Genomic DNA, 26777 nt, shown 5'->3' with positions numbered 1-26777 from the left:
CTGATGAGAGGCTCTCGATCTCAGAGCTCCCGCAGCCGCGGTCAGTCGCACACGACGGGCGGCAGAGCTTCCAGCGGCGCGACACCGTAGTTGTCGAGCAGCGTCGCGTTGCTCGAGGGCACCACCGTCTCAGCGCAGAATACGTTTCGTACGAACGCCCCCGCGTTGCCCGTGATGCTGACATTGCCCCGGACGAGCGAGAAGCTGATCCCGAAATTGTTGCCTCTCGAGGTGAGATCGCCCGTGATCGTCAGGCCTCGCAGCCGTACCTCCTCGCCTGCCGCCGTGATGCTGCCGTCGATGACCACCGCGCGATCGAGGAAATCCTCGCCGTACAGGAGCGTGCCCTTCCCGGTGATCGTGATGCTGCCGACGTACGTACCCGGGCGCAGCACGACGACCCGATCGTCCTCGGCCAGGTGGCCCTCGATGTCTGCCAGGGGCACCGACGGATCGAGGAAGATGGCGCCCGATGCCTCGCTGACAGCGTAGCGGATGGGCGTGTTGTCGAAGAAGGCCGCAGCCGAGCCGGAGAACGCGACAGGCGCATCCACGACATCGCCCTCCGCCTGGACCGTATGCGCGAGGCTGGCTCCGGAGACATCGAGCTCGATCCCGCCGGGCGGCACGCCGACGACCGCGACGCCATCCGCTGTGACGTCGCTGTCGCCCGGCGTGGCGGTCACCGTGAGCCCATCGCGCGCGTCCCCGAGCTCGTCGGGAACTCCCGTGGTGTGGGGCGTGTTCACCACCGGGTTGACGATCGCCACGATCGCGGTCGTGCCGGCCGTGACGTCGACATCATCCGGCGTTCCCGTCGCGTCATCACCGCCGCAGCTGACGGAGCCGATGCACGCGAGCGCGAACAGGGCTCGTCGTGCAGCGAGGGCGCGCGACGGGATCGTGCCGCCGAAGCCAGCGTTCTCCTCACATGCGTCGTTTTGTCCAGTCATGGCGAGATGTCCCTCCGGGTGAAGACCTTCACTGCGTGATCGCGCGAACGTGGATCGCGAAGCGGGCCGCGGCGCGGCGCGCTTTCATCACGTTCAGCGCCATCTGCCCTTGCCCTTCCACTTGCCCTTTCCCTTTCCCTTGTGGACGACGATGACCCGGCGGCCGTCGTCGTCATCGTCGTCGTGCACCACCACGGTCGGCTTGACGTTGACCTTCACGGCCCACGTGGTGGCCACCAGGATGCCGATCACGGGCGCGCTCGCGCCGACCACGATCACCGCGCCTGGGTGGTAGTTGCAGAGGACCACGTGCGTGTGCCCGCCGTCCTTGAGCACCACCGTGATCTTGGTCGGGTTGACCTTCACCTTCAGCTTGCCCGTGAAGTAGAGCCGATCGGGGCCGGGCGCGAGCACGAGCACGTCCGGGCCCGACGGCGTCTGGATCGCGAGCTTGATCTCGCGCTGGCCGATCGGGACCGGCTTGAGGTCGAGATCCAGCACATACACGCGCACGTCGCCCGTCGCCTTGTCCGCGACGATCTCCACGATGTCGTCCCCGACGGGCTGGAGCACGCCCCCGTTGGGGCCCTTCTTCCCCTCGACCTTGATCGCCTGGCTCTCCTTCGCGCTCTCCTGGAGCTCCCGGGTTCCGCCGCGCGGCACGTGCAGCGCCCCCTTGAACGGCTCACCCTTGACCTTGAGCTCGTAGCCGACCTCCGTGAGCTCGTCCTCGAGCGGCGGGATCTTGGCGACCAGGACTCCCCCCGCCTTGGGCTCCGGCACGAGCTCTGCCGTCGCGGGGGCTCCCTCCTTGCCAGGCACCTTGACCGTGAGGTTGCCCGACACGCCCTCCTCGATGGGCTTGCCATCGCGGTTCTTGACGAGCGCCGTCACCTTCCCATCCGGGGCTACCGTCATGACGACGGAGCCGGGCTCGTGCTGCTCCGTCAGCGCCCAGTTGTCCTCGATGCTCTCCGCCGTGATCTGCGGCGACTTGCTGCAGGCAGGCGAGGCGAGCGCCATGGAGGCGACCGCGAGCGAGAAGAGCACGGAGCGGAGACAACGTTGGATTCGCATACAACCCTCTCTGGCGACACCTTGAAGGCTTGATCGCCTCACACCTGCTTGCGCGTCACGGACCAGATGAAACCGTCGTACCAGAAGTGCAGCAAGGCGACGGTCTGCGTGATCGACCACAGCGCGCGGTCGTCCGCCGGCGCGAGCTCGGCCCAGGCCCCGTAGACGAGGACGCCCCCGAGGAAGACGGCCACCGCGATCGGCTTGCCAGCCCGGAGCGCGTCGAGGCGCAGCCGGCGGCGGAGGCGGCCGCCCTCCGACCACCAGACGAGCGCGAGGTACTGCACGGCGTGGAACAGGTTCATGATGAAGAAGGCCTGTCCCCACGGGTTGAACCCCCACGTGTAGATGGAGCAGAGCCCCGTGCTCACGAACAGCCACACCTTGGGGAACGACACCTGATAACCCCGCCTGTACAGGGAGCGGTAGGCGAGCGCGTAATAGACCAGGAACAACGTCCCTGCGGCGATGACGGTCCAGCTGATGACACGGTGGTGCGACTCCATCAGCGCCGGGACAGCCGTGAAGAGGGCGGCGCCCACGTCCTTGAACGCGTCGAAGCTCTCGAAGTGGAGGAGCATAGTCGCGCCGCCCAGAATGGGGCCGACGTAGAGGAGCAGGTTGAGCCCGAGATCCAGCCGGCGGCCGAGCGCCGGCGCGTTCCCCGCGCGCGCATCGTAGATGCGCCCGAGGCCGAACGTCTGGAGCGCCGAGTGGTAGACGTCCCAGAACACCACGAGGACGGTCACGCACACGACGGCCCACATGGACAGCATCATCGCGGCGAACAGGGCGACCGGCGCCACGAGGAAGCGGAGCCGGTACCGCCGGAAGATGTCCGCGTTGCCGTGGCTCCGGAGGAGCACCGCGGCGAGGTGGCCATGGATGAGCGTGCCGATGAAGAGCCCCGCCCACGTGACCTTCTCCCCGTGGAGCCTGAACCTCGAGTCGGTGAGCGGCGTTCCGGCGATCAGGGCGCCGACGGCGAGCGCGACGAGCGGCGGGAGCAGGAAGAACGCCCAGTCATACCAGCGGCTGACGATGTACGCTTCGCTGCCCGGTAAGGCGAGGAGCGCAGGAGACGCGGGCTCGGCTCGGGCGCTCATGCCGCACGCTCGTCCGCCGCGGGCCGCGGCTCCGGAGCTGCCAGCGAGAAGCCGATCGTCCACCCCTGCACGCCGAGATAGTCGACGAGCGAGAGCAGGAAGAGATTCACGCCGAGCATCTCCATCGACTCCTCGACGAAATCGATGAGCCCATAGACGACGTTGTTGCTCCCGGCCTGTTCGGTCCAGTACCCGAGCGGCAGCTCGAGGACGAGCGCGCCGGTGACATAGATGCCGCCCGAGAGCAAGAACCGGTTCCTCGTGCCGCGCGGGAGATGCGCGAGGAACCTGAGGTACGCGACCGCGAACGCCGCCACCACGACGGCCGCCGGGATCACCCAGCTGAAGTAGAGGACCCCGCCCAGATCGAACCAGGAGCTCGCCGCTTCATGGATCTGCACGACCTCGTCGAACGAGATGTAGAGGAACGCGGCGGCGAGCCCCCACCAGTGCTTCACGAACCGGCCCTCGCGGCGGGCACCGGTGGCGATCGCCGCGAGGGTGAGAGCGCACGTGAACAGCAGACACGATGTGTACCACGTGGGCACGTTCTGCTCGTAGCTCAGCGAGAGCAGCGGGACGACGCCGCTGCGGCTCTTCAAATTGAGGATCGGCTTGAGCACCTCGACGGCGAGCCCGGCGCTCGCGACGGCCGCCAACAAGGCGAACAGCGCGACCTGCAGCCTGGCTCTGGCGAGGGTGATCTGCATCGACAAGGAACAGTTACACGACTGCGTGAGTCGCGGTCAATGTGCCTAGCACCGGTGTTGCAGCGCAGGTGCGCCCATGGCGAACGAGCTCAAGCGCGCTCGCACGCCTTCGCGAGGTCATCAACGGCACAACACCGCTTGCGCAAGAGTGACACCGTTGTTCGTCCTCACGGTAGCCGCTACCCCCGTCGTGCTGACGCCATCGTGGCCACTTATACGGGCGCAAAGCACAACGTCAGGCACGCTGGCGGCAACGCAGATCGCAGGCACATGAGCACACATCGCCCCCCAACCAGGGATTGTCTGAAGGAGCAGTCGCATCGCCGCTAGCCGACGGCTCAACAATCGGCAGCTCGGCCGCCCGCCTGCGGTGTCGCAGGTCTCTTTCGTGAGCCGCAGATGCGCGCTCGTGCGACGGCTTATCGCTGGTCTCAGCACGAAAGGGGAGTGTGATGCGTCTTGCTCATTGGCTCGCGCCGTCAGTACTCGCAGGTGTGCTCGGCCTCGCTTTACACGCCGGATGCGGCGGCGACGCGGGAACGGGAAGCGGCGGGTCGAACGCTGGAGCGGGGCCAGGCACGGGGGGCGGGGGCGCGGGACTACCGGGCGCAGGAGGCAGCGACGGTACGGGCGGTCTCGACGGGGCCGCGGGCGGCGATAGCGGTCCAGGAGGCGGCGTCACGTGTGCGCCTGCCGGCGCGGCGTGTGATGCAGCGATCGCAGTGCTGTTCGAAGGCGTGCATCGAGATCGCGCCCGGGGCCTCGTTCTGCCAGTCCATCGGCGGCTGCAAGCCGATCGGCGAGCTCTGCACGGACGACGCGCAGTGCTGCACCGAGAACTGCCAGACGGAGCCGAACGGCGTGAAGAAGTGCGGGCAGCCGCCGAACTGCCGTCCGGCCGGTGAGATATGCGATTCGTCGTTCGGGGAGTGCTGCCCCGGCGTGCCGCAGGGCAAGCTGCTCTGCTTTGCGGGCTCGTTCGGCGTGCTCCGCTGCCAGGACCCGTGCTGCGCGCTCGCGGAGGCCGCCTGTGACTCCGACGACGACTGCTGTTCGCGGAGCTGCAACGTCGGCACGGGCCGGTGCGAGAACGGGTTCGCCTGCAAGGTCCACAGCGAGGACTGCCAGGCGGACGCGGATTGCTGCAGCGGCATGTGCTCGTCCGGCAAGTGCGCGGACTGCGCGTGCCGCGACGACGGCGAGGCGTGCCGGACGCCCGACGACTGCTGCGGCGGCGTCTGCGCGCCCGATCCGAGCAGCGGCGGCGAGCTCAGGTGCAACCCGAGCAGCGGCGGCGGCGATGGCGGTGGCGGCAGCGATGGCGGTGGCGGCGGCGATGGATCTGGCGGCGGTGCCGGCGGCGATGGCGGAGCCGGTGACGGCACGGGCGGCGGAGCCGGAGGCGCTCCGCAGTGCGTGGAGGTCGGGTTCGGGTGTTTCAGCAACGCCGAGTGCTGCTCGGGGCTGTGCAGCGGTGGTGAGATCGCGGCCTGCCTGTCTTCGCCCTGCAAGTCAATCGGCGGGCGTTGCGCGGACTCCGGCGAGTGCTGCTCGGGGATGTCGTGCACGGACGGGGCCTGCTCGCTCTAGTCTCAACTTGGACACAGCTGCCCGATGTCAGGCAGCTGTGTCCAACTCGAGGCTAGTACCAGGACACCGAGCACGTTGATCGAGCGAGAAATGAGCCGCCAAGGCGCCAAGGACGCCAAGAACAAGACACACTCTTGGCGTCCTTGGCGCGCTTGGCGGTTCAAATTCCCGCTCTTTTCTGGGGTTTCAACCCGTTTGTCGCGCTGGTAGCCTTTCGCGATCGCTCCTGGTGAACGGGATGGTACCATCCGCCCGCTCGATGGACGACGAGGAGCTCGCGGCGCGGCGTATCGGCACCCAGATCGGGACCTGGACGGTGGAGCGCGTGCTCGGTGGCGGCGGGATGGCGAGCGTCTTCCTTGGCCGGCGCGCTGACGGCCAGGTCGCGGCGCTGAAGGTCCTGCACCCGTCGCTGAGCCAGATCGAGGAGCTCCGGAAGCGCTTCCTGCGCGAGGGCCCGATCGGCAGCGCCCTGGCGGCCGTCGGCCCGCTCTGCGAGGGGCTGCCGCTCGTGCTGGAGTCGGGCATCGCCGACGACGGCGCCGCTTACCTTGCGATGGAGGTGCTCGAGGGCGAGACGGTCTTCGACCACATGGCCCGCGTGGGGACGCTCGCGGTGGGCTATGTGCTGGCGCTCGCCGAGCGGGTCCTCGATGTGCTGGTCGTGGCGCACGCGCACGGCGTCGTTCACCGGGACATCAAGCCCGAGAACCTGCATATCGGGAGCGATGGGCGGGTGAAGGTGCTCGATTTCGGGATCGCCCGCGTGCTCGATCCGCTTCCTTTCGGGATGGGGGAGCTGCCGGAGAAGACGGCCACGAAGACGGGCGTGGCGCTCGGCACGTGCGAGTACATGGCGCCAGAGCAGGCGAGGGGGATGGTCCGCGAGATCGACGGCCGGACCGACGTCTTCGGCCTGGGCGCCACGATGTTTCGGCTGCTCTCCGGTCGCGGGATCCACGGCCACGTGGCCGAGGCGCGCCTGCTCATCGCCGCGGCGACGGCGCGGGCGCCGTCGCTCGCGCAGTGCGCGCCGGACGTGCCCTCGGAGGTGTGCGACGTCGTGGATCGTGCCCTCGCGTTCGACAAGGTCGAGCGTTACCCGGACGCGGCGACGATGCGCGCCGACGTCCGCGCGGTGCGGGCGGGCCGCCTGCCGCCCTACGTCGTGGCCGTTGAGGAAGGGCGGATCCCGGCGGGGGCCCCGCTTCCTCGTCGCTGAGGGAGCCCACCTCGCGAAGGGCGCCCTGCGCGGCCGTGGCGCGCGTCAGCGGCGGGGGGACCGAGCCGACGGAGCTCGTGGATCTGCCGTCGAGCGACGAGCCTGCTCCGTCGATGTGGCCATTTTGAGTCTCTGTCAGCTGAGCAGGATGGCGATCAAGAGCGCGACGCTGAGCAAGAGCGATACGACGATGGACGCAATGAGCCACGGCCGCATCGCCGGCGAGTTCCACCTGGACGCGAGCGATGGCGCGCTCGTCTGGTGCCCCGGAGCACCGGGCTGCATCGCAACGGTCGGCTCGAGCTGCCTCGGCGCGTTCTCCATCGCCGCAATGGCCCCGTCGATGGCCGCGATCACGTTGGTAGCCGTCGGATAGCGCTGGATTGGGTCTCGCTGGACGAGCCGCATCACGAGCGCCTCCACCTCGGGACGGAACTCTGATCCCGGAGCACGCTGGCGGAGCGGGGGCGCATCCTCGAGGAGCCGCCGCCGGAAGGAAGATTGGCCGTCGCTCGCGTCGAACGGGCTTTTCCCGGACAGCATTTCGTACAAGATGATTCCAAGCGCATAAAGATCTGCGCGAGCATCGACGGCATCCATGCCGCGCACGGCCTCCGGCGCGAGATAACTGAGCGTGCCGAGGACCTGGTCGGCGGCGGTGAGGTCCTGGCCTTTGCGCGCGGCCTCGCGGCTCTCCGTGGACAGGAGCTCCACGTTCACCTTGGCGAGGCCGAAATCGATGAGCTTCACCTGATCACGGGCGTCGAGAAGGATGTTCTGCGGCTTCACATCGCGGTGCACGATCCCCTTCGCGTGCACCGCCTCCAGAGCAGACGCGATCTGCCGCGCGATGTGGAGCGCGCGCCGCGCGGGGAGCGGCGCCGAGGCGATCACGTCCTGGAGCGGGGTGCCCTCGACATACTCGAGGACGAGAAAATGCGACCGATCCGCGAGCTGACCGAAGTCGCTTGCCGAGACCACGTTCGGATGCTGGATATGCGCCCCCGCGATCGCCTCGCGCTCGAACCGCGCCACGATCTGGGGGAGGTTCCGGGCGCCCGGCTGGAGGACTTTGATCGCGACCTGCTTGCGGAGGTGCACCTGCTCGCCGCGGTACACGGCTCCCATGCCGCCCTCCCCGATGAGCTCGTGGACGCGGTACCGCTCCGAGATCAAGCTCCCGATCAGCCCTGGCGCTCTGTTGTCTGAGCGCACAACCGTGGGTGCGTCGTCCGACCACGGCCGCGCCGCAGTCTCGATTTCTTCCACCAGCGCCGAGCTTGTGAGCTCAACGACGGATGCGTCGCGTTGTTTCCCGAGCATCGGCACCGTGACGTCGTCGGTGCTCGAGCGCCCCTTGGGTGGGATTGTCCCCGGCATGCCGAGGACTGTACACGCACAAAGGCGTTGAGAGCGGAGGAACCGCACCGCCGTCCGAGTGGACATCCTGCTCAATCCACCCTCCGTACGGAAAAGCTGTGCAGTTCCGCGATGTTCGTGGATCTGGTTCCGTGTGCCGACATCGGCCTACAAGGATGTCCACAGTGCATCGAACCGTAGCTCGCTGGTCGCCGCCCGCGTCGCCGGAACCTCCAGCCCCGCCCCGAAGGCGCGATCCAGCCCCGCCCCGAAGGCGCGATGAAGACATCGGGGGCCAGCGATCGAAGAGCTGGGCGGCGGCGTGCTCTTCGGCACGCCGGCACGGTACAAGACAGGGCCGCCGCACCTCACAGAGCTATTTCCATTGAAGCTCGGAGGGGTGGTAGGCTTTGAGTCCTTCAATCGGAATGGGCCCATCGGGGGTGCCGCTGCACACTTTGACGCCTTCGTCGTTCGTGCGTACTGGATAGGCATGTTTCAGTTTCGACGTGACGCAAAATGGATATTTGCCGTCTTTGATGAGGAGGCGATACTTGCCATTGGGGGCGGGCGGGCGCGTCGATGGGGGGGCAGCGGTCGAGGATGGCGTGGATGGCGTGGATGGCGTGCTGGTAGTGGAAGACGTGGCCATCATGGGAGAGCTGGCGCTCGCCTTGTCCTCTTGCGATGTCTCATCGTCCGCGCTCTCACGAGTGTCTTCGGCGGGGGCTTGCGAACGAACAACGAAGAAGACAGCGGCGAGGCAAACGGCGACAGCAAACGAGCCGATCACTGCGATCATCAAGAGTGGCGAATTCGAGCTCGCTCGTGGGCTGGTCGCAGCGGATTGAGGCGGCACGGGTACGACCATCGGTGCCTGCATCGCTTGGCCGGGGGCAGGAGCAGCCATCGTCGGGGCATCGACGCTGATCGGAGACGACACGTCGGCTCGGATCGACACTGGGGCTGGCGCGTGAGGGGCAGCATGGGTGCCCAGAGCTCGCTCGATGTCTTCGCGCATGGCGCGGGCCGTTGGATAGCGGCGCGATGGATCGAAGGCGAGCGCGCGATCGACGATGGCGCCGACCTCTGGGCTGACAGAGGGGGCAACGGTGCGCAGGGCCGGCGCAGGCTGCGTCGCCATTTTGATGAGGAGATCGCTTTCCGTGGAGCCCTCGTGTACATGGCGTTTTGCCAGGATTCGAAACATCGTCGCGCCAACGGCGAAGACGTCGGCCCGTCCGTCGATCTGGCCACCGGTGATCTGTTCGGGCGACATGTAAGGTGTAGTCCCGAGCACCGCGCCGGTGCGTGTATGAATATTGGAGCCGCCCTGTTTCATTTGAGCGATCCCGAAGTCGAGGACCTTGACGCCGCCTGAAGAGGTCAAGAACAGATTGTCAGGCTTGATGTCTCGATGGACGATGCCGAGCCCGTGCGCGACGTCGAGCACTTCGAGCACGGTCGAGACGATGCGGAGCAGCTCGCGCTCCTCGATGCCGCCGGAGCCGTGGGCGCGCCTGCCGAGCGATTCACCATCGAGCAGCTCCATCACCAGGAACGGCGAGCCATCTTCGCTCGTATCGATGTCGAGGACATTGACGGCTGCGGGGTGACCGAGCTGGTTCACTGCGAGCGCCTCTTGCTCGAACCTGGCTCGAAGCTCCTTCGAGATCGCGATTTCCGGATGGAGGATCTTGATCGCGCAGCGCCGGCCGATCCTGTGTGTCGCCTCGTAAACCGCAGCCATCCCGCCGACGCCGATGAGCGAATCGACGCGCCATTTGCCCCGGAGGACCGTCCCGATTCGTGCTGTACAGTGTGCTAGCTGGGGGTCATCATTCATCGAGGTTCAGGCTCCAATGTACCCCGGATGCGAGGAGCTGAACAACATGCTCGGCGTGGCCACGGGGAGCGCAGGTGCACGCCCTCGCGCTTGCCTCCTCGGCGCAGGCCTGCTGGTTGCCGACAACACGTTGCCGGAGGCCTCCGGGGCGCTTCGGCACTCAACCGCTGCGCACGGGCGATCTCAGCGGAGCCCGCGGGCGGGATCGCGGCGGTTCGCCCCCGCGATATCGTCCCGCCAGGGAGCGCTGGCGCGCGGAGCCAGGCGCGCTTGCGATCCAGCCCCGGGTCCGCGCCCGAGCCGCAAGCGCCGCGCCGGCGGCTTTCCGCGCTCCGCGGTTCGCGCGAACATGCGGGCATGAGCATCGACCGCGCCGTGCTGGAGCAGCTCGATCGGGTCGGCGTCCGCCTCTCCGAGGGCAAGGCGCTCCGGCTGCTCGACGACATCGCCTGGCCTCGCGAGGTCGAGGAGCGCTTCTTCGCCGGCGGCGAGGATCGCCTCCCCGAGGTCGAGCAGCGCGTCGATCGTGACGGGCTCGCGCGGCGCATCGCCGAGCTGCGTGAGCTCCTCGGATCGATCGACGGCGACGCGCCCGTGCTCGACTGGCTGCGGGACAACGTCCGCGCGCAGATCCAGGCCGCGGAGCTGCTCGAGGCGGCGGGGACCCGCGAGTTCGCCGAGCGGTCGCGGGCGCTCTACGGCGGCGCGCGCTCGCGGTTCTTCGGCGGCGAGGTCCGCAACATCGACCTCGCCGAGCACCTCACCGCGCGCCTGCGCGTCCACGGCTGGGACGAGGCCAGCGATCCCGACGAGGAGCCGCTCGACGCCGGCGCGCTCCGGGAGCTGCTCGCCGCCCGCGTCGCCGCGCGGACGCCGCCGCTCGACATCGAGATCGTGCTCGACCCGCGGATCACGGCCAAGGTGGTGGCCGGCATGAGCCGCGTCCGCATCCGCCCGGAGGCCACGTTCGCGTCCTGGGAGGCCGAGGGGCTGTGGCACCACGAGGTGGAGACGCACGCGCTCACCGCGCACAACGGCGCGGCGCAGCCGCGGTGCGCGTTCCTGCGGTCGGGCGGCCCGCGCACCACGCGCACGCAGGAGGGGCTCGCCATCTTCGCCGAGCTGTACAGCCGCTCGCTCTCCATCGGCCGCCTCACCCGGCTCGCCGAGCGGGTGCGGCTCGTGGACATGGCCGAGCAGGGCGCGAGCTTCCTCGATCTCTACCGGTACCTGCGCGAGCGCGGCGCCGGGCGCCGCGACGCCTATTTCGACGCCCAGCGCGTCTGCCGCGGCGGGCTCGTCGAGGGCGGCGCGCCCTTCACGAAGGACGCCTGTTACCTGGCCGGCCTCCTCGAGGTCTACGCCTTCCTGGCCGCGGTCCTGCGCGGCGGCCTGCGCGACGAGGTGGAGCTGCTCGTCTGCGGCCGGATCGCGCTCGACGACATCGCCGTGCTGGCGGAGCTGCGCGCGGCCGGCGTGCTGGAGCGGCCGCGCTACCTGCCGGGCTGGCTGCGCGCCTGGCAGACGCTGCTGCCCTACTTCGCGTTCACCTCGTTCATGGATGGCATCGACCTCGGCCCGGTGGAGCGGCACTTCCAGGAGCTGCTCCGCGTGGCCGCCGAGGCGCGGCCGGTCGGGGCCGGGGAGGGGAGCAAGCGCCGCGGCCGGCCGCGGGAGGGGTGAGCGCGCCGCGATCGCGGGCGCAGGCCGGGCGAGCGGGACGTGGCGGATGTCTCTGCGCCACGGTTGAGGTATGCCGCTCGTCGATGGGACGAGTCCATTCCCGTTTCGCGCATCCCCCCGCGCCCCCGGCGCGCGCGTCTTCCACTTCCGCGGCCGCGGTGCGCCGCCGCCTCGTCGCGTGGGCGCTCGCGCTTGCCGGCGCGGTGCTCGCGTCGAGCGCGGCCGCGCAGGCGCCGGCGGAGGGCGCGGAGCGCACGCCGCCCCCGCAGCTCGCGCCCTCCGCGCCCCCTGCCGCGCCCCCTGCCGCGCCGGCCGCGGAGGAGCTCCCGCCGCAGGCCATGTGGGAGGCGACGGTCGCTGCGTACGAAGCGAGGATCAAGGCGCTCAAGTACGAGGCGGACACCATCCACGATTTTGTTGAAGACGAAGACATGCGAGACGCCCACGGGCGCCAGATCGAGCTGGAGATCGAGGCGACGAAGAGAGAGCTCCGCAACTTCATGGAGCGGACGACCGAGCGGAACAGCACAGTCATGATGGTCTCGGGGATCGTCCTCGCGAGCCTCGGAGCAGCCGCCCTCGTCACCGGCGCCGTGCTGATCACCGCGAACCACGACGAGGCCGCCGCGAAGCACCGTGACACGTACACGGTGGCCGTGGCGACGGCGGTCGGGGGCGCGGCCGCGGTTGGCGTCGGCCTGCCGCTCTACGTGATCGGCAAGAAGCGGGTGCTGCGGAGAGGGCTCGATATGCGCGGGCTCGCCGCTGCGCGCCTCCTCGTCGGCCCGGGCGCCGTCGCCGCGTCGCCTGGAGCGGTCCCCCTTGGCGTGGGGCTGCGCATCGCGTTCTGAGCGGTGGCTCGGCGCGCCCGTGCGAGCTCCTGCCGCTCGTGGACCGGGGGGAGAAGCTGAAGTTCAATGAGAGGAACGCTCCGCGAGGATAGCGCTCCTCCACAGACACAGAACGTGGGTGGTGGGGGAATCCCCCAACCCTGAATGACCGCCAAGACGCCACAAAGACGCCAAGAAAACACAAAAATTTGGCGTCTTTTGGCGTGTTTTTGGCGTCCTTTGGCGGTTCAAAAGACCCCATTTCGGCCGGAGCACCCCACCACCAGAAAGTGCTGGGCGATCTCTGGCTCCGGTGCTAGCGTTGCCTTCGACGCGTCGCCCGCGTCAATCATGGACACTTTCGTCTGATACCACCGCTCCGTCACGCGGCCCCGAAGGGGAAGCGCCTGTTGCCCAGGTAGGCACGGCGCCCTTCTGTTGCCGCGCGTGAGCAGCCACGACAGCCGCCCGCGGAACCCCGCGCGAGCGTGGTCGTGTGCTCGTGGGGACGGAGCGTGGCCAAGCTGCGAACGAGTCCGATGCGCTGGAGGTCGTTGACCTCGCGGTCGCAGGCCCTCGCTCGCTGGCCGCTCGCGCGAAGCACCGAGCCGGATGGTTCGTGGCGCGGCGGGCCGACTCGCCATCTCTCCTGACGGCGAGGCGCTGAGGCGCCTTGCCAGGGGGCGTGTGGTGATGCGGACCGCCCTGCCCCGGCGATGCGTGGAGGTGCGTCCATCGCGCGAGAGCGCCAGTCGAGCGGCCTTTGGGCGGCGTCCGGGGCCAGCGTCCGTCGCGGCATCGGTGTGCCTGCAATCCGGGGTCGTACGATGAATGGAGGGTGTATGAGAGCTGGTTCTTCGAAGGGTTCGTTCAGCCTTGGTGCTCTTTCTGTCGTGGTGATGAGTGATCGAATGGAGGATTCCATGACCGAGCGACCCGTCCATCTCCCCGAGCGCGCGCTGGAGCTCGGCTCGGCCAAGACGCCCGAGCGGCGCCCGCCGCAGACGGGGCATGTCCCCGCGCCGAAGCCCGCGCACCGGGAGCCCCGCCCGCCGAGCAAGCTCCCGAACCAGGATCGCTCCCGGCCGGCGCTGAACATCCCGCAGCGCCGCCGCATGGGCGTGCAGCGGTAGATCCGCTGCCGCTCCGGCGCCGGAGCGCCGCGAACGGGCGGCGGCCCGGCCGTGCGCGCCGGCGGCGTGGAGCCGGAAGGCCTAGACTTCCGCGACTCCACGCCGTCCGGCTGCGCCATGACGGCTCCGATCGTGATTGGGCCAGGGCGAGGGCTGCGGTAAGACCTCGCCACCCGCGCGGCCCGGCAGCCTGAGGCCGCGCAGAGGCCCGATCATGATCCAAGCCGAACCGTTCGAAGCCCGCCTCGTCGCCGTCCGGCCTCTCAGCCCCTTCGTGCGAGAGCTCTCGTTCGAGCGCGCTGACGGCAGGGCGTTCCTGTTCGAGGCCGGGCAATGGGTCAACCTCATCCTCCCGCTCCCGGGGGGTGAGGTGAAGCGCGCCTACTCGATCGCCTCTGCCCCCGACGGCTCCCCTCGCTTCGATCTGGCGGTCACCCGGGTGGAGGGCGGGGCCGGCTCGGAGTACCTGCACCGGCTGGAGCCCGGCGCGACGCTCCGCGCCGTCGGCCCGCACGGGCTCTTCACGCGCGATCCCGGGAGCCCTGCGCCCTCGCTGTTCGTCGCCACCGGCACCGGCGTCACGCCGCTCCGGAGCATGCTGCACGCGTCGCTGCGCGCCGGGGCGGCCGCGCACCTGTGGATCCTGTTCGGCGCGCGCTTCGAGGAGGACATCATCTACCGCGACGAGCTCGAGGCGCTCGCGCGCGGCTCGGACCGGATCCGCTACGAGATCACGCTCTCGCGCGGCGGCCCGTCCTGGTCGGGCCGCCGCGGCTACGTGCAGGCGCACGTGCCCGAGCTCTACAGGGAGCTGGCCGGGGCGAGCGGAGATCCGGCCCCGCATGTCTTCATCTGCGGCCTCGATCGGATGGTCTCGTCCGTGCGCGAGCTCGCCCGCGGCGAGCTCGGCGTCCCCCGCAAGCACGTCCACGTCGAGCGCTACGACTGAGCCGCCGTACCCGGCGGCCACGTCCATGTGGAGCGCCGCGATGGAGCCGCCGGCCTCTCCAGGACGGAGCCGCCGATCTCGGGCGGACGCGAGCGCCGATCGCCCTCCGGTGACGCGGCGCGCCTTGAGCGTTACCCTGGGTACGACGTAGGATGCGCGCCCCCGCGGGCGGTACCTGCGGGGTCAGTTCTGCAGGTGATCACGTGACGACCAAGAAGACGTTCCGCACCATCGATCCAGCGACGCTCCCGAAGCATTTCGACTCGCCCGTCGCCGAGCAGCGCCTGGCCGACGCGTGGGAGGCCGACGGGACGTACCGTTATGACCCCTCGCGCCCCCGCGAGGAGACCTTCGTGGTCGACACGCCTCCGCCGACCGCCTCGGGCTCGCTGCACATCGGCCACGTCTTCAGCTACACGCACACGGACGTCATCGTCCGGCAGCGCCGGATGCTCGGCTTCAACATCTTCTATCCCATGGGCTGGGACGACAACGGCCTGCCCACCGAGCGGCGCGTGCAGAACTATTTCCACGTCCGCACGGACGTGCGCACGCCGTACGAGCGCGGCCTCTCGCTGCCGCAGGCGGCGCCGGAGGCGCTCAAGAAGGAGCAGCCGCGCATCGTGTCGCGGCCGAACTTCATCGAGCTCTGCCACAAGGTCACGCGCGAGGACGAGCAGGTCTTCAAGGCGCTCTTCCGCCGGGTGGGCCTCTCGGTCGACTGGCAGTACGAGTATGCCACCATCGATGATCACTGCCGCAGGACGGCGCAGCTGTCGTTCCTGGATCTGCACGAGAAGGGCCACCTCTACTCGGTCTTCGCGCCCACGATGTGGGACGTCGATTTCCAGACCGCGGTCGCCCAGGCGGAGGTCGAGGATCGCCCGCAGTCCGGCGCGTTCCACGACATCGCGTTCGCCGTGGAGGGCACGGGCGAGCAGCTCGTGATCGCCACGACGCGCCCGGAGCTCTTGGCGGCCTGCGTCGGCGTGACGGCGCACCCCGAGGATCCGCGGTATCAGCACCTCTTCGGCAAGACGGCGCTCACGCCGATCTTCCGCGCGCCGGTGCCCATCTTCCCGAGCACGCTCGTGGATCGCGAGAAGGGCACGGGCATCCTGATGGTCTGCACCTTCGGCGACGCGACGGACGTGATCTGGTGGCGGGAGCAGAAGCTCCCTCTCCGGCAGATGCTCGGCAAGAACGGCCGACTCCTCCCGGTGACGTTCGGGGAGGGCGACTTTCAGAGCCGCGACCCGGCCGCCGCGAACGCCGCGTATGCCCCGCTCCAGGGCAAGGGGGTGAAGCAGGCGCGCACGGCCGTCGTCGAGCTCCTCCGCCGCGAGGAGCACGCGGCGGCGCCCGGCACGGGCCCGGCGCTGCGGGGCGAGCCGAAGCCGATCGAGCGGGCGGTGAAGTTCTTCGAGAAGGGCGATCAGCCGCTCGAGTTCGTGCCCACGCGGCAGTGGTTCGTCCGGCTCGCCGACAAGAAGGAAAAGCTCCTCGAGTTCGGCGACAAGATCGAGTGGCACCCGGATTTCATGCGCCTCAGGTACCGCAACTGGACCGAGGGGCTCCAGGGCGACTGGTGCATCAGCCGCCAGCGGTATTTCGGCGTGCAGTTCCCGGTCTGGTATCCGCTCGACGCCGAGGGCAACCCGGATCACGGTAGGCCGCTGCTCGCGACGCGCGAGGTGCTCCCGGTCGATCCGACGGTCGACGTGCCGCCCGGGTACGACGCGTCTCAGCGGGACAAGCCGGGCGGCTTCACGGCGGAGTCCGACGTGTTCGACACGTGGTTCACGAGCTCGCTCACGCCGCAGATCAGCTCGCACTGGGGGCTCGACGAGGGGCGCCACGCGCGGCTGTTCCCGGCCGATCTGCGCCCGCAGGCGCACGACATCATCCGGACGTGGGCGTTCTACACGATCGCGAAGGCGATGCTGCACGAGGCGTCGGTGCCGTGGCGTCATATCGCGATCTCCGGGTGGATCCTCGACCCCGATCGCAAGAAGATGTCGAAGAGCAAGGGCAATGTCGTCACGCCGATGCACCTCTTGGACAACTACTCGTCGGACGCGGTCCGCTACTGGTCGGCGAGCGCGCGGCTCGGCACGGACACGGCCTTTGACGAGAAGGTGCTGAAGATCGGCAAGCGCCTCGTCACGAAGATCTGGAATGCGGGCAAGTACGTGCTCAGCCAGTCGGCGGAGGTCCATCCGATCTCCGAGGAGCTGGATCGGGCGTTCTTGCACAAGCTGTCGGCGGTGGTGGCGGACGCGACGCGCTCGTTCGAGGCGCAGGAGTTCGCGGCGGCGCTCGAGCGGACGGAGGATTTCTTCTGGCGCTGGTTCACCGACGCTTACCTGGAGCTGGCCAAGGCGCGGGCGCGCGGCGAGGGCGGCGCCGGTGATGCAGCGCGGGGCTCGGCTGTGGCTGCGCTGCGGCTCGGGCTCTCGGTGCTGCTGCGGCTGTTCGCGCCGGTGCTCCCGTACATCACGGACGAGGTCTGGGCCTGGGTGTACGCGGAAGAGACGGGGCAGCGGTCGATCCACCGGGCGAAGTGGCCGGCGGCGGGGGACTTCGCGGAGGTCGCGGCGCCGGCGGACCCGGGGCTCCTGGAGCTGGCGGCTGCGGCGATGGCGGCGGTCAACAAGCGGAAGAGCGAGCTCGGCGCGAGCGTGGGGCGCGTTGTGACGGATCTGGCGCTGGGGGCGAACGCGGCGACGCTGGCGCGTCTGAAGCCGGCGCTGGGGGACGTGCTCGCGGCGGTGCGGGCGGGGGGGGCGCACGAGCTCGTGGAGCTGGCGGAGCTGGCGGACGGTGAGGTCCAGGTGGTGCGCTGCGAGCTGGAGGTGACGGCTGCGGCGGCGGCCGGCACGGGGGAGGCTGCGGCGGCCACGGAGTAGCCCGGATCGAGGGGGTAGCCCGACCCTCGTGGAGGGAGCGTGCCGCGCGGCGCGCGCCCTCCACGAGGGCCTACGGCTTTGCTGAAGGGGGAGGGGCTCCCGCGAGGTGACCGGCGCGTGCCGCGCGCGTCATCCGGTCCCGCGCGGCCGGCGTCGGGTCGGAAGGCACGTCGAGAGCGTCCCGGGACAGGCACTGAAAGACGTGCGCGCTCAGGCGCGGATCACGACAACCTCGCGTCCGGCAGGGGTCAACGCGAGCTCGCGGCGCGTGCGCTCGGCGATGGGGGGCTGTCCCGCGCGCTGGTCGAAGAGGATGAGCCATCCGCGCTGGAGCCCCAGCCCGGCGAGGTACTCATCCAGCTGGGCAAGCCCCTCGGCAAGGGGATCCGGGCGGCCGTCGCGCCAGACCTTGAGCTCGATCGCGAGCGTTTCGCCCGCATAACGGACGCAGAGATCCATCCTGCCCCGGCCGATAGCGTACTCGCGCTCGATGGTGCCGCCGCCGTTCACGACGCGGTGGAGGAAGGCCATGACCACGAGGTGCGGGGCGATCTCGTGGTAGGGCGCCGCCCTGAGCAGCGGCTCACCGTGCTGGCGCCAGAAGGAGAGGAAGGCGTCGAGCAGGCGGTCGGCGTCGAGGCGGCCGTCGGGCGTGAGCCAGGTGGCCGGGATCCGCGGCAGCGTGTCGCGCACGCCGCTCGCGAGCTCACGGACGATGATCTCGCGGTAGATCGGATTGGCGATGGCGAGACCGCCTTCCGCCGTGCGGCGCACGAGTCCCAGGTCGACGGCGAAGCGCCGGTCGTCTTCAGGGACGTCGCCCAGGGTGCTGCCGGCGAGCATGGGCTCGATCACGGCACGAACGCGCGGCTCGCGCAGGCGCTCTACCAGGCTATCGAGGTGCGTGTCCTGCCGCTCGATCAAGATGTCCCTGGCGCGATCGACGTCCGCGGCCGTGATCGGCTGCGCGCGATCCTTGACCAGGACGTCGACGAGCTGACGGGCGAGCGCGTTGACGAGCCACGGCTGACCCTGGGTGAGCTCGAAGGCCCGATCCACGGCGCTCGCTTGAAAGCTCTGGCCCGTCTCGGCCGTGTGCTGGGCGTAGAGGGCGGCGATCTCATCTCGGGTGAAGTTGCGCAGCGTGAGCGACTCGACCTTGATATTGAACGGGCTCGACGTGCCGAGGCGGTCGCTGTTGCCGGATGCGACCTTGTAATCGCGCACATCGCGCAGACCGATGAGGGCGAGCGCGTGCGGGAAGCCATGTGGGCGACCCGGATAGCCGCTCCGGAGCTGACGTAGCACGGAGATCAGCGTCGTATCTCGCAAGGCGTCGATCTCGTCGAGGAAGATGACGAGGGGCCGCGGTGCGGCCTGGGCCCAGGCGCGCAGGGCGGCCCCGATGCGCTGGCCAGGGGGCACGTCCGGGAAAGGCGGCGGCTGCAGATCCTCGGGGAGCTGCGAGCTCGCGTTACCTCGCCACTCGCTCAGCATCGCGAGCTCGGCCGCGCCGGGGTCGTCCGGAAAGGGGGCGCCGACCTCCATCGAGACGAGCACCGCCACATAGCGCCCTTCCCGCGTGAGGGCCTGGGCGAGCGTCAGCAGCGACGTCGTCTTTCCGATCTGCCGCGGCGCGTGCAGGACGAAGTAGGCTTTGCGGTCGATGAGGTCGCGCACCCCGGGCAGGCGCTCCTCGGGCGGGAGCATGTAGTGGTCGGCCGGGTTGCAGGGGCCTGCGGTGTTGAACCAGCGGTGCATCGCGGCGCGAGTCTAGAGAGCAGCGCGCGGGATGGCCAGCGTGCCGCTGGCAGCGGTGTTCGCTCGCCGGACGCGAACGTGGATGAAGGCGTCGTGATGATGTCGTCCCGCGAGCGTGGAGCGGCGCGACGGAGCCAGGGGGAATCGCTGCTGTGGCGGCGTGCCTGCATCCCTGGACAGCCAGCGGCTGGAGGGGCACGGGGGATGGGTTCGTGGCTGTGCGTTCCTGCCGGACGGGCGCGGGGTGGTGAGCGGCGGCTGGGGCGGCGAGGTCTTCGTCTGGGACCGCAAGAGCGGCGAGCGGCGGCGGCTCGGAGCCCTGCGCCCGGCCGATGCCGTCAATTCGCTCAGCGTGCGACCGGATGGAGGCGAGCTCCTCGTCGGTACGCTCTCCGGAGGGGTGAGGGCCTGGGAGCTGGGCTCGGGCGCAGCCACCCTCGAACAGGACGCGCTGGCACGCCGTGGCGAGAGCAGCGCCGTGTGGGCCACGGGCTACCTCGACGACGGGCGCGCCTTCGCGGGCGGGAACGACGGTGTCGTGGTCTGGAAGGGGCCACAGGCCGTGACCGCCCGGTACGACGCCGCGAGCGCGGTGGCGTTGCCCGGCCGCCTCCTTGCGCTCGGCGGTGAAGGCGAGGTCATGCTGTTTCAGCCCGGCGGCGCGCTCGAGCGCCTCGGCGCGCTGGAACGCTGGGTGTACGCGCTCGCCCTCGGCCCGCGGCGCGATCTGCTCCTCGCCGGAGACGATGCGGGCAACGCTCGCCTCTTCCGGCTCGCCGACAGGTCGCTCCGGTGCGAGCTGAAACGGTCGGGAAGCCTCTTCGCCGCTGCGTTCGACCCCACGGGGACGTGGTTCGCGGTGGCCGGCGACGATGGCTCGGTCGCGCTGGCCCGGATCGCGGACTGCACGGGCGCGGCTCGCCAGCTCGCCGTGCGGCAGCTGGGGAGCCCGCAGCGGCGGATGCGCAGCGTGGCGGCGGGGCAAACGGTGCTCGTCGGCGACGGCGCCGGCAACGTCAGCGCGTGGTCGACGGCCACATGGTCGCTCTTGAACCGGTGGACCGCACACGCGGGCGAGGTGACCGCGCTGGCCGCGCTGACCGATGGCGGCTGGGCCTCGGGAGGCCTCGACAACGCAATCGTCGCGATGTCCGGCGTCTCCAGCGCTTCCCCTCGGCGGATCGGCGAGCTGCGCAATTTTCCCTGGGCGATCCGCCCGAGCCCTGATGGCATGTCCGTCCTGTCGGCCGACGGCGCGGGGGATCTGACGCGCTTGCCGCTGGGCAAAGGCGAGCGGTCCACGCTCCTCTCCGGGGAGCAGGAGCTTTATGCCGTCGCCGTGGCTCCCGTGCGCCCCGAGGTGGTTGTCGCCGGCAGGATCGGAGGTGTGCGCAGGGTGAGCCTCGTCCCATCGGAAGACCGGAGCGCATCCTGGCCAGAGGCGGTAAAGCCTCGAGAAAGCGTGAACGCGCTGGCCTACAGCCCCGACGGCCGCTGGCTCGGCGAAGCTGGCACCGACGGCACCGTGGCGCTTCGTGACGCCGAGACCGGCGACGTCCTGCCCCGCCGCTTCGAAGGGCTGAAGGGCCAGGTCTCCTCCGTGGTCCTCACGCCCGAGCACCTCTGGGCCGGCGGTGCCGACGAAGCGCTCGCCCGCTGGTCGATTCACGCCGATGCCGCCGCAGCGCCGCTCCGCATCGAGGAGCACGCGCCCATCCACTCCCTCGCCGCCACGCCCGACGGCAAGCACCTCATCGCCGCCCTCGGCGACGGCCGCGCCTCGGTCCGCGCGCTCCCGTCGGGGGACCTCGTCGCCCACCTCCTCCCGCTCGGCACGGAGTCCGTGCGCATCGGCGTGTACGCTGTCGACAAGGCGCCTCCGGCGGCGCGGCCCGAGGTGTTCGCGCCGGGGCCATGGAAGGGCGGCCAGGTCCAGCGCCTCCGTGTGCCGCTCGAGGATCACGAGCCCGGCGAGTACCGCGTCGAGGTCGAGCCTTGCCGGCCGGGAACGGCGTGCGGACACGAGCCTGCCTCGACATTCCGGATCCGACTCGGCGGTTGAGATCTCGCCGCGCGCTGCCCTGCGCGGCGGGCCAGGTGCTCGGTGCCCGGGCACCGGAACGCGCTGTCGTCGCGAATGTCCCCGGGCGCCCGAGCACCAGAGCGCGTTGGGGTCGCTCTGCGATCCAGGCGCCCGAGATCGGCCACACGCCGGGGCGATCGTGGTGTAAATTACATTTAGCTCCCGACAGGGCACCGTGATCCTGCGGGTGAGGGCCGTCGCTGGAGGCCCGTGTGAACGACATCGCAGACGCAATGCGCGATTTGGACGTGGTCGAGGATCGGTTCGAGATCGAGCGGTTCGCCGGATCCGGCGGGATGGGGGACGTCTATCGCGCGCGGGACCGGCGGTCGGGGGAGGCGGTCGCGCTGAAGGTGCTCCAAGGCGCGAGCGCGGGCGATCTGCGCCGGTTCGCGCGGGAGGCGAAGGCGCTCGTCACGCTCCGGCTGCCAGGGGTCGTGCGGTACGTGGCGCACGGGACGACGGGCGCAGGACAGCCGTACCTGGCGATGGAGTGGCTGGAGGGCGTGACGCTGGAGCAGAGGCTCGCTCAAGGACCGCTCTCGATGGCGGAGAGCGTGACGCTGGCGGCGCAGGTGGCGACGACGCTGGGCGCGGTCCACCAGCAGGGCATCGTCCACCGCGACCTGAAGCCGAGCAACCTGATGCTGGTGGGCGGCGCGGTCGAGCGAGCGACGCTGCTCGACTTCGGCATCGCGCGCGAGCTCTGGCTCACGCAGAGCCTGACGGCGCCCGGAGCGATCCTCGGGACGGCCGGGTACATGGCCCCCGAGCAGGCGAGCGGCGAGGCGCCGGTGGACGCCCGGGCGGATGTGTTCGCGCTCGGGTGCATCCTGTTCGAGTGCCTCGCGGGGCGCCGGCCGTTCCTGGGCGACAACCTGCTGTCGCTCCTCGTGAAGGTCGTGCTGGAGGAGGCGCCGCGGCTCGGGGAGCTGCGCGACGGCATCCCCGAGCCGCTCGAGCGCCTCGTGGCCCGGATGCTGTCGAAGTCGGCGGAGCACCGGCCGCGCGACGGCGCCGCCGTCGCGGCGGAGCTGGCCGCCTTCGCTGGCGAGGGGCTCACCGCGGGAGGGAGCGCGGTCGCGGCGCCGCGCGCGCCCGGCGAGGAGATCACGACGTCGGAGCGGCGGGTCATGTGCGTCATCCTGGCCGCCCATGGCAGCGAGGAGACCGACGCGACGCTGGCGGAGGCCGACGGGGTCGCGCAGGCCCAGGCGCTGCGGGACATCGCGGCGCGCCACGGCGGGAGGCTCGATTTCCTGCAGTCGAAGTGGCTGCTCGTCGCGCTGTCGGGGGCCGAGTCTCCGACGGACCTCGCGGTGCGAGCGGCCCATTGCGCGCTCGCGCTGCGGACGGTGGTTGGCGGCGCGCCCATGTCGGTCGCGACGGGGCTGGCGGAGATCGAGGGGAGGCTGCCTGTCGGTGAGCTGGTCGATCGGGTGGCCCAGCTGATCGTGGGGCGCGACGGCCCGCCGTCCGGGGGTATCCGGCTCGACAGCGCGACGGCGAGCCTGCTCGCGAGCCGCTTCGATACGGCGCGGGGGCCCGAAGGATGCTGGCTGCGCGGCCGGAAAGAGGAGCCGGACACGGTGCCGAGGCTGCTCGGGAAGCCGACGCCGTGCGTGGGGCGCGAGCGAGAGCTCTCGCAGCTCGCGGCCGAGTGGCGCCATTGCGTGGACGAGCCCGCCGCGAGCGCGGTGGTCGTCGTGGGGGCCGCGGGCATGGGCAAGTCGCGCCTAGCCTGGGAGTTCCTGCGCGTCATCGAGGAGCAGCGCGCGGCCGCCGAGGTCTGGATCGGCAGGGCCGATCCGATGGCGGCCGGCTCGGCGTTCGGCTTGCTCGCCCAGGCGCTCCGCCGCGCCATGGGGCTGCTCGACGGCGAGGCGCTGGAGGTGCGGCGGAGCAAGGTGCTGGCGCGGGTAGAACGGCTCGACGGGCTCGGGAGCAAGGGGCCGCACGTGGCGGCGTTCCTCGGCGAGCTGGTGGGGGCGCCGTTCCCCGACGAGGGCGATGTGCAGCTGCAGGCGGCGCGCCAGAGCCCGGTGCTGATGGGCGACCGCATCCGCCAGGCGTTCGAGGACTTCGTTCGGGCCGAGTGCGAGCGGCAGCCGGTGCTGCTGGTGCTGGAGGATCTGCACTGGGGCGACCTGCCGACGGTGCGGCTGATCGACGCGGCGCTCCAGCACGCGAGGGACCTGCCGCTGCTGGTGCTGGCGCTGGCGCGCCCCGAGGTGGAGGAGCTGTTTCCGGAGCTCTGGCGCCAGCGGGTCGGGCTCCGGCTGCGGCTCGCGGCGCTGCCCCGGCGCGCGAGCGAGCGGCTGGTGCGGGAGGTGCTGGGCGACGGCGTGAGCGCGGCGCAGGTGGACGAGCTGCTGGCGCGGGCCGAGGGCAACGCGTTCGTGCTGGAGGAGCAGATCCGCGCGGTGGCCGAGGGGCGGGGCGAGGGGATGCCGGAGACGGCGCTGGCGATGGTGCAGGCGCGGCTGGAGGCGCTCGGCGTGGAGGAGCGGCGGGTTCTGCGCGCGGCGAGCGTGTTCGGCGAGACGTCGTGGGAAGGTGCCATCGCGGCCCTGGTGGGCGGGGTGCCGGTGGCGCAGCCGCTCGCGGAGCTGGGGCGGCGGGAGCTGTTGGTGCGGCGGCGCGAGGCGCGGATCGCGGGCGAGGTGGAATACGAGTTCCGGCACGCGCTGGTGCGGGAGGCGGCCTACGGCATGCTGACCGAGCGCGACCGCCGCGTCGGGCACGGCCTTGCGGGCGACTGGCTGGCCCGCGGTGGCGGTGCGGACGCGACGGTGCTGGCGGAGCACTTCGAGCTCGGCGGCGCGCCGGCGCGGGCGGCGGAGGCGTACCTGCGCGCGGCGGAGGAGGCGCTCCGCGGCGGCGATCTCGACGCGGCGATCGCGCGGGCCGACCGGGGGCTCGGCTGCGGCGCGGCCGGGGACGCCGCCGGCAGGCTCCGCTGGGTCCAGGCGGATGCTCATGTGTGGCGCGGCGATCTCGCGCTCTCCGCGGAGCGGGGGAGCGAGGCGCTGGGCCTGGTGGAGCGCGGCTCGGCCGCGTGGTTCTCGGCCATCATCCCCCTTGTATGGGCCACGTCCAAGCTGGGTCGGCTGGACGAGGTCGAACGCTGGACGACCGAGGCGGTGGGCGTGGCCGCCTCCGGCGACGCGCAGAGCGCGAAGCTCCGCTGCCTGTCCGCGGGCGCGAGCGCGCTGGCGCTGGGGGGGCGGTACGCCGAAGGCGCCGCGTTGCTCGACGTGGTGCAGCGCGCCCTCGCGGACATGGCAGCGCGGGATCTCGATGTGGTCGCGCACCTCAACGACGCGCGCGCGGCCTACGAAATGTGCAGAGGTGACCTGGGCTCCTGTGCCGGCAGCCAGGAAGCCGCGTTGCTCGCCTTCGAGCAGGCTGGCGATCATCGCAATGCGCTCAGCGCCCGGGCGAGCCTGGGCGCCGTGTGCATGGAGCTCGGCGACTTCGAGACGGCGCAGTCGATGCTGCGGACAGCCGTGGTGGCGGCCGACCGGATGCACCTGGACGAGCTGAAGGTCGCTGCACAGGCCAACCTCGCGCAGGTCCTCGGGTACCGTGGTCAGCTCGCCGAAGGGCGGGCGCTCGCCGAGGAGGCGGTCACGTCGAGCCAGGGAGCGGGCATGGTGCGCACGGAGCTCTTCGCTCGCTGCTACCTGGCGAAGATCGCCCTCGCCATGGGCGACCACGAGGCCGCCGAGCGCGAGGCGCGCGCCGCCATCGCGCTCTTCGAGAGCGCGCCGACGCTCTGCGTGCAGGCCTTCTCCATCCTCGCTCGCGTGCTGCTCGAGCTCGGGCGCATCGACGAGGCGATCCGGGCTGCCGCCGAGGCGAGCGCGCGGTTGGCAGAGTTTGGCACGCTGGAAGAGGGCGAGTCGCTCGTCCGCTTGACCTATGCAGAGGCGCTCGCCGCGAGCGGGAGGCGCGCCGAGGCCGAGGCAGCGATCGCGTCGGCCAGGACGGCGCTGCTCGCGCGCGCCGAGCAGCTCAGCGATCCGGCCTGGCGCGAGCGCTTCCTCCGCGACGTGCCGGACAACGCCCGCACGCTCGAGCTCGCGCGGCAGTGGCTCGGCGGCTGAGCCCCTCGCGCGGCTCGCGGATCGAACGAGGCTGGTGAGCCCGTGGCGCACGAAGCGGCGCCCCGCTGTCGGCGCCCCGGGCCCCTCTGCCGGCGCTTACTTCGTGGCCAGCTTCGTCAGGTCGAGCATTTCGTCGACGTCCGGCAGGACGATCAGGTCGCACCGGCGGTTCTTCTGCTTGCCGGCCGGCGTGTTGTTGCTCGCGATGGGGTCCGTGTCCGCGAACCCGGCCGCGCTCCAGTGCCTCGTCGGCAGCTGGCCCTCCTTGCCGATCAGGAACAGCAGCACGGCCCGGGCGCGCATCAGCGACAGCCCCCAGTTGTCCTGGAACGGGCCGCTCTTGTAGGGCTGGCTGTCGGTGTGCCCGGCGACCTGGTAGTCGCGGTCCACGAGCGACTTGTCGCCCCGGATGACGTCCGAGATCTTCTTCAGGATCTGCTGGCCGTCCTTGCTCAGCGTGTCCTTGCCCGAGTCGAACAGGACGTCTCCGGGCAGCGAGATGACCATCCGGTTCCTGCGGACCTGGACCTCCAGGCCGAGCTTGACGAGCTCCTCGAGCTTCTTCCGGAGCAGGTCGAACCGCGCCTGGATCGCCTCGAGCTGCTTCGCGCGCGCCTTGTACTCGGCCAGCGCCTTCTCGCGGTCCTCCAGCGTCGAGCTCATCTTCGAGATGTCGGCGCCCTGGTCCGCGAGCTTCTTCTCGAGCTCCTCGACGCGCTGCTTCGCGTCGGCGAGCTCCTTCTCGAGCTCGGCCTCCCTCTTCTGGCTCCGGTTCTGGAGCTGGTTGTACTTGTCGAGCTGCGATTTCCACTCCTGCTCGGAGTGGCCGCAGCCCGCGGCGAGCAGCGACGACAGCGCGAGGGGTAGTGCAATGAGTGTCCGGTTCATGAGCGCTTTCTCCATGGCTCCGTCGACGGGAGCGGGATGCTGCGGGCGAGAGCGTCGCTCAGCTCGGGCGAGAGATCCAGAGGGGAGGACGGCGAGATCCGCCCGTCCGCGCGGCGGTGCGCTGCAGGTGAGGCGGGATCGGGGCTCCGGCGGCGCAGGTGAGAGCGGCGGCGGCGCGGCCGGCGACGGCGCTGGCGCGAGCGGGGACGCCGGCGGCGGCGCAGCCGCGGGCGTTGCTGGCGCGTCTTGGCTTCGTCAGCGCGTTGCCCACCCCGACCGAGGTTGAGGCGGACCTGGCGGACCCGACCGAGGTTGGGCCGGCCCCGACCGAGGTTGGGCCGGCCCCGCCACCCTGACTGAGGTTGAGGTGGCCCCGCCAGCCGTCCCTGCCAGCCGACCGGGGTTGAGGTGGCCGGGGGCCCCTGCTCCGATGCGTCCCGGGTGTGCATCCGTGACCGGGTTCCAGGGCCTGGGGCCGAGCGGTGCCTTGACCACACAGGCCGGGCGTGAGACATCGGCCCCCGGCCTCCGGGCCACCGAGAGCTCGGATCTTCAACCTCTTCCTGCGC

The 26777-nt window shown here is 70.7% G+C and carries 17 protein-coding genes; 9 read left to right on the top strand and 8 right to left on the bottom strand.

The features are described from left to right. Nucleotides 1–41 precede the first annotated feature (41 nt). The 4 genes from WME97_RS27890 to WME97_RS27875 all read right to left on the bottom strand — a co-directional run bounded on the left by WME97_RS27890 (nucleotide 42) and on the right by WME97_RS27875 (nucleotide 3846). Nucleotides 42–953, bottom strand: a complete 912-nt coding sequence (locus tag WME97_RS27890) for a hypothetical protein (protein ID WP_437541715.1) — start codon at nucleotides 951–953, stop codon at nucleotides 42–44. A 93-nt stretch (nucleotides 954–1046) separates the two neighbouring features. Further along, nucleotides 1047–2030 carry a hypothetical protein gene (locus WME97_RS27885; RefSeq protein ID WP_437541713.1) on the bottom strand — a complete coding sequence of 328 codons (984 nt, stop codon included), beginning with the start codon at nucleotides 2028–2030 and terminating at the stop codon, nucleotides 1047–1049. Nucleotides 2031–2068: 38 nt separating this feature from the next. Continuing rightward, nucleotides 2069–3136, bottom strand: coding sequence for a hypothetical protein (locus WME97_RS27880; protein WP_437541711.1), 1068 nt, complete (start codon nucleotides 3134–3136; stop codon nucleotides 2069–2071). Then, nucleotides 3133–3846, bottom strand: a complete 714-nt coding sequence (locus WME97_RS27875) for a hypothetical protein (RefSeq protein WP_437541709.1) — start codon at nucleotides 3844–3846, stop codon at nucleotides 3133–3135. Before WME97_RS27875 ends, WME97_RS27880 begins: the two co-directional genes overlap by 4 nt. A gap of 705 nt (nucleotides 3847–4551) precedes the next feature. On the opposite strand from WME97_RS27875, the gene WME97_RS27870 reads away from it, so the two are divergent. Both WME97_RS27870 and WME97_RS27865 read left to right on the top strand, forming a co-directional pair. Next, nucleotides 4552–5436, top strand: coding sequence for a hypothetical protein (locus WME97_RS27870; RefSeq protein WP_437541707.1), 885 nt, complete (start codon nucleotides 4552–4554; stop codon nucleotides 5434–5436). 238 nt (nucleotides 5437–5674) lie between these two features. Next, nucleotides 5675–6658, top strand: a complete 984-nt coding sequence (locus WME97_RS27865; RefSeq protein WP_437541704.1) for a serine/threonine-protein kinase — start codon at nucleotides 5675–5677, stop codon at nucleotides 6656–6658. 135 nt (nucleotides 6659–6793) lie between these two features. Here WME97_RS27865 and WME97_RS27860 read toward each other — a convergent pair whose 3' ends face one another. Both WME97_RS27860 and WME97_RS27855 read right to left on the bottom strand, forming a co-directional pair. Further along, nucleotides 6794–7834 (bottom strand): serine/threonine-protein kinase, encoded by a 1041-nt coding sequence (locus WME97_RS27860; protein WP_437541702.1) that lies wholly within the window; start codon nucleotides 7832–7834, stop codon nucleotides 6794–6796. 559 nt (nucleotides 7835–8393) lie between these two features. Next, nucleotides 8394–9863 carry a serine/threonine protein kinase gene (locus WME97_RS27855; protein ID WP_437541700.1) on the bottom strand — a complete coding sequence of 490 codons (1470 nt, stop codon included), beginning with the start codon at nucleotides 9861–9863 and terminating at the stop codon, nucleotides 8394–8396. 357 nt (nucleotides 9864–10220) lie between these two features. On the opposite strand from WME97_RS27855, the gene WME97_RS27850 reads away from it, so the two are divergent. The 5 genes from WME97_RS27850 (at nucleotide 10221) to valS (ending at nucleotide 17367) form a co-directional block, all read left to right on the top strand. Continuing rightward, entirely contained in the window at nucleotides 10221–11546 is a 1326-nt protein-coding gene (locus tag WME97_RS27850; RefSeq protein WP_437541698.1) for a flavohemoglobin expression-modulating QEGLA motif protein, read from the top strand. Between the two features lie 158 nt (nucleotides 11547–11704). Further along, on the top strand, nucleotides 11705–12397 hold the full coding sequence (locus tag WME97_RS27845; protein WP_437541695.1) for a hypothetical protein: 693 nt from the start codon (nucleotides 11705–11707) through the stop codon (nucleotides 12395–12397). Between the two features lie 902 nt (nucleotides 12398–13299). Then, nucleotides 13300–13509 (top strand): hypothetical protein, encoded by a 210-nt coding sequence (locus tag WME97_RS27840; protein WP_437541693.1) that lies wholly within the window; start codon nucleotides 13300–13302, stop codon nucleotides 13507–13509. A gap of 214 nt (nucleotides 13510–13723) precedes the next feature. Next, nucleotides 13724–14458 (top strand): ferredoxin--NADP reductase, encoded by a 735-nt coding sequence (locus tag WME97_RS27835; protein ID WP_437541691.1) that lies wholly within the window; start codon nucleotides 13724–13726, stop codon nucleotides 14456–14458. Nucleotides 14459–14661: 203 nt separating this feature from the next. Further along, entirely contained in the window at nucleotides 14662–17367 is a 2706-nt protein-coding gene (gene valS / locus WME97_RS27830) for a valine--tRNA ligase (protein WP_437541689.1), read from the top strand. A gap of 210 nt (nucleotides 17368–17577) precedes the next feature. Here the strand turns inward: valS and WME97_RS27825 are convergent, their stop codons facing one another. Next, the gene (locus WME97_RS27825; protein WP_437541687.1) at nucleotides 17578–19128 is read right to left on the bottom strand and encodes an ATP-binding protein; all 1551 of its coding nucleotides are present in this window, start codon (nucleotides 19126–19128) and stop codon (nucleotides 17578–17580) included. 160 nt (nucleotides 19129–19288) lie between these two features. On the opposite strand from WME97_RS27825, the gene WME97_RS27820 reads away from it, so the two are divergent. Both WME97_RS27820 and WME97_RS27815 read left to right on the top strand, forming a co-directional pair. Next, nucleotides 19289–21190: a WD40 repeat domain-containing protein gene (locus WME97_RS27820; protein ID WP_437541685.1), complete on the top strand. Its 1902-nt coding sequence runs from the start codon at nucleotides 19289–19291 to the stop codon at nucleotides 21188–21190. Between the two features lie 254 nt (nucleotides 21191–21444). After that, nucleotides 21445–25320, top strand: coding sequence for a protein kinase domain-containing protein (locus tag WME97_RS27815; protein WP_437541682.1), 3876 nt, complete (start codon nucleotides 21445–21447; stop codon nucleotides 25318–25320). 96 nt (nucleotides 25321–25416) lie between these two features. On the opposite strand, the gene WME97_RS27810 is transcribed toward WME97_RS27815, so the two are convergent. Beyond that, a complete protein-coding gene (locus tag WME97_RS27810; protein WP_012237759.1) occupies nucleotides 25417–26208 on the bottom strand; it encodes an OmpA family protein in 792 nt (263 codons plus the stop codon). Nucleotides 26209–26777 lie beyond the last annotated feature (569 nt).

The organism is Sorangium sp. So ce367, from assembly GCF_051520455.1.
In the GTDB taxonomy this organism is placed as follows: domain Bacteria; phylum Myxococcota_A; class Polyangia; order Polyangiales; family Polyangiaceae; genus Sorangium; species Sorangium cellulosum_B.
This window is presented reverse-complemented; position numbering and strand designations above follow the sequence as displayed.

What these genes read in the sequence shown, in the direction of transcription:
- WME97_RS27890 (WP_437541715.1), bottom strand. Translation starts at nt 953, where the DNA reads ATGACTGGACAAAACGACGCATGTGAGGAGAACGCTGGCTTCGGCGGC.
- WME97_RS27885 (WP_437541713.1), bottom strand. Translation starts at nt 2,030, where the DNA reads ATGCGAATCCAACGTTGTCTCCGCTCCGTGCTCTTCTCGCTCGCGGTC.
- WME97_RS27880 (WP_437541711.1), bottom strand. Translation starts at nt 3,136, where the DNA reads ATGAGCGCCCGAGCCGAGCCCGCGTCTCCTGCGCTCCTCGCCTTACCG.
- WME97_RS27875 (WP_437541709.1), bottom strand. Translation starts at nt 3,846, where the DNA reads ATGCAGATCACCCTCGCCAGAGCCAGGCTGCAGGTCGCGCTGTTCGCC.
- WME97_RS27865 (WP_437541704.1), top strand. Translation starts at nt 5,675, where the DNA reads ATGGTACCATCCGCCCGCTCGATGGACGACGAGGAGCTCGCGGCGCGG.
- WME97_RS27855 (WP_437541700.1), bottom strand. Translation starts at nt 9,863, where the DNA reads ATGAATGATGACCCCCAGCTAGCACACTGTACAGCACGAATCGGGACG.
- WME97_RS27850 (WP_437541698.1), top strand. Translation starts at nt 10,221, where the DNA reads ATGAGCATCGACCGCGCCGTGCTGGAGCAGCTCGATCGGGTCGGCGTC.
- WME97_RS27840 (WP_437541693.1), top strand. Translation starts at nt 13,300, where the DNA reads ATGACCGAGCGACCCGTCCATCTCCCCGAGCGCGCGCTGGAGCTCGGC.
- WME97_RS27835 (WP_437541691.1), top strand. Translation starts at nt 13,724, where the DNA reads ATGATCCAAGCCGAACCGTTCGAAGCCCGCCTCGTCGCCGTCCGGCCT.
- WME97_RS27825 (WP_437541687.1), bottom strand. Translation starts at nt 19,128, where the DNA reads ATGCACCGCTGGTTCAACACCGCAGGCCCCTGCAACCCGGCCGACCAC.
- WME97_RS27815 (WP_437541682.1), top strand. Translation starts at nt 21,445, where the DNA reads ATGCGCGATTTGGACGTGGTCGAGGATCGGTTCGAGATCGAGCGGTTC.
- WME97_RS27810 (WP_012237759.1), bottom strand. Translation starts at nt 26,208, where the DNA reads ATGAACCGGACACTCATTGCACTACCCCTCGCGCTGTCGTCGCTGCTC.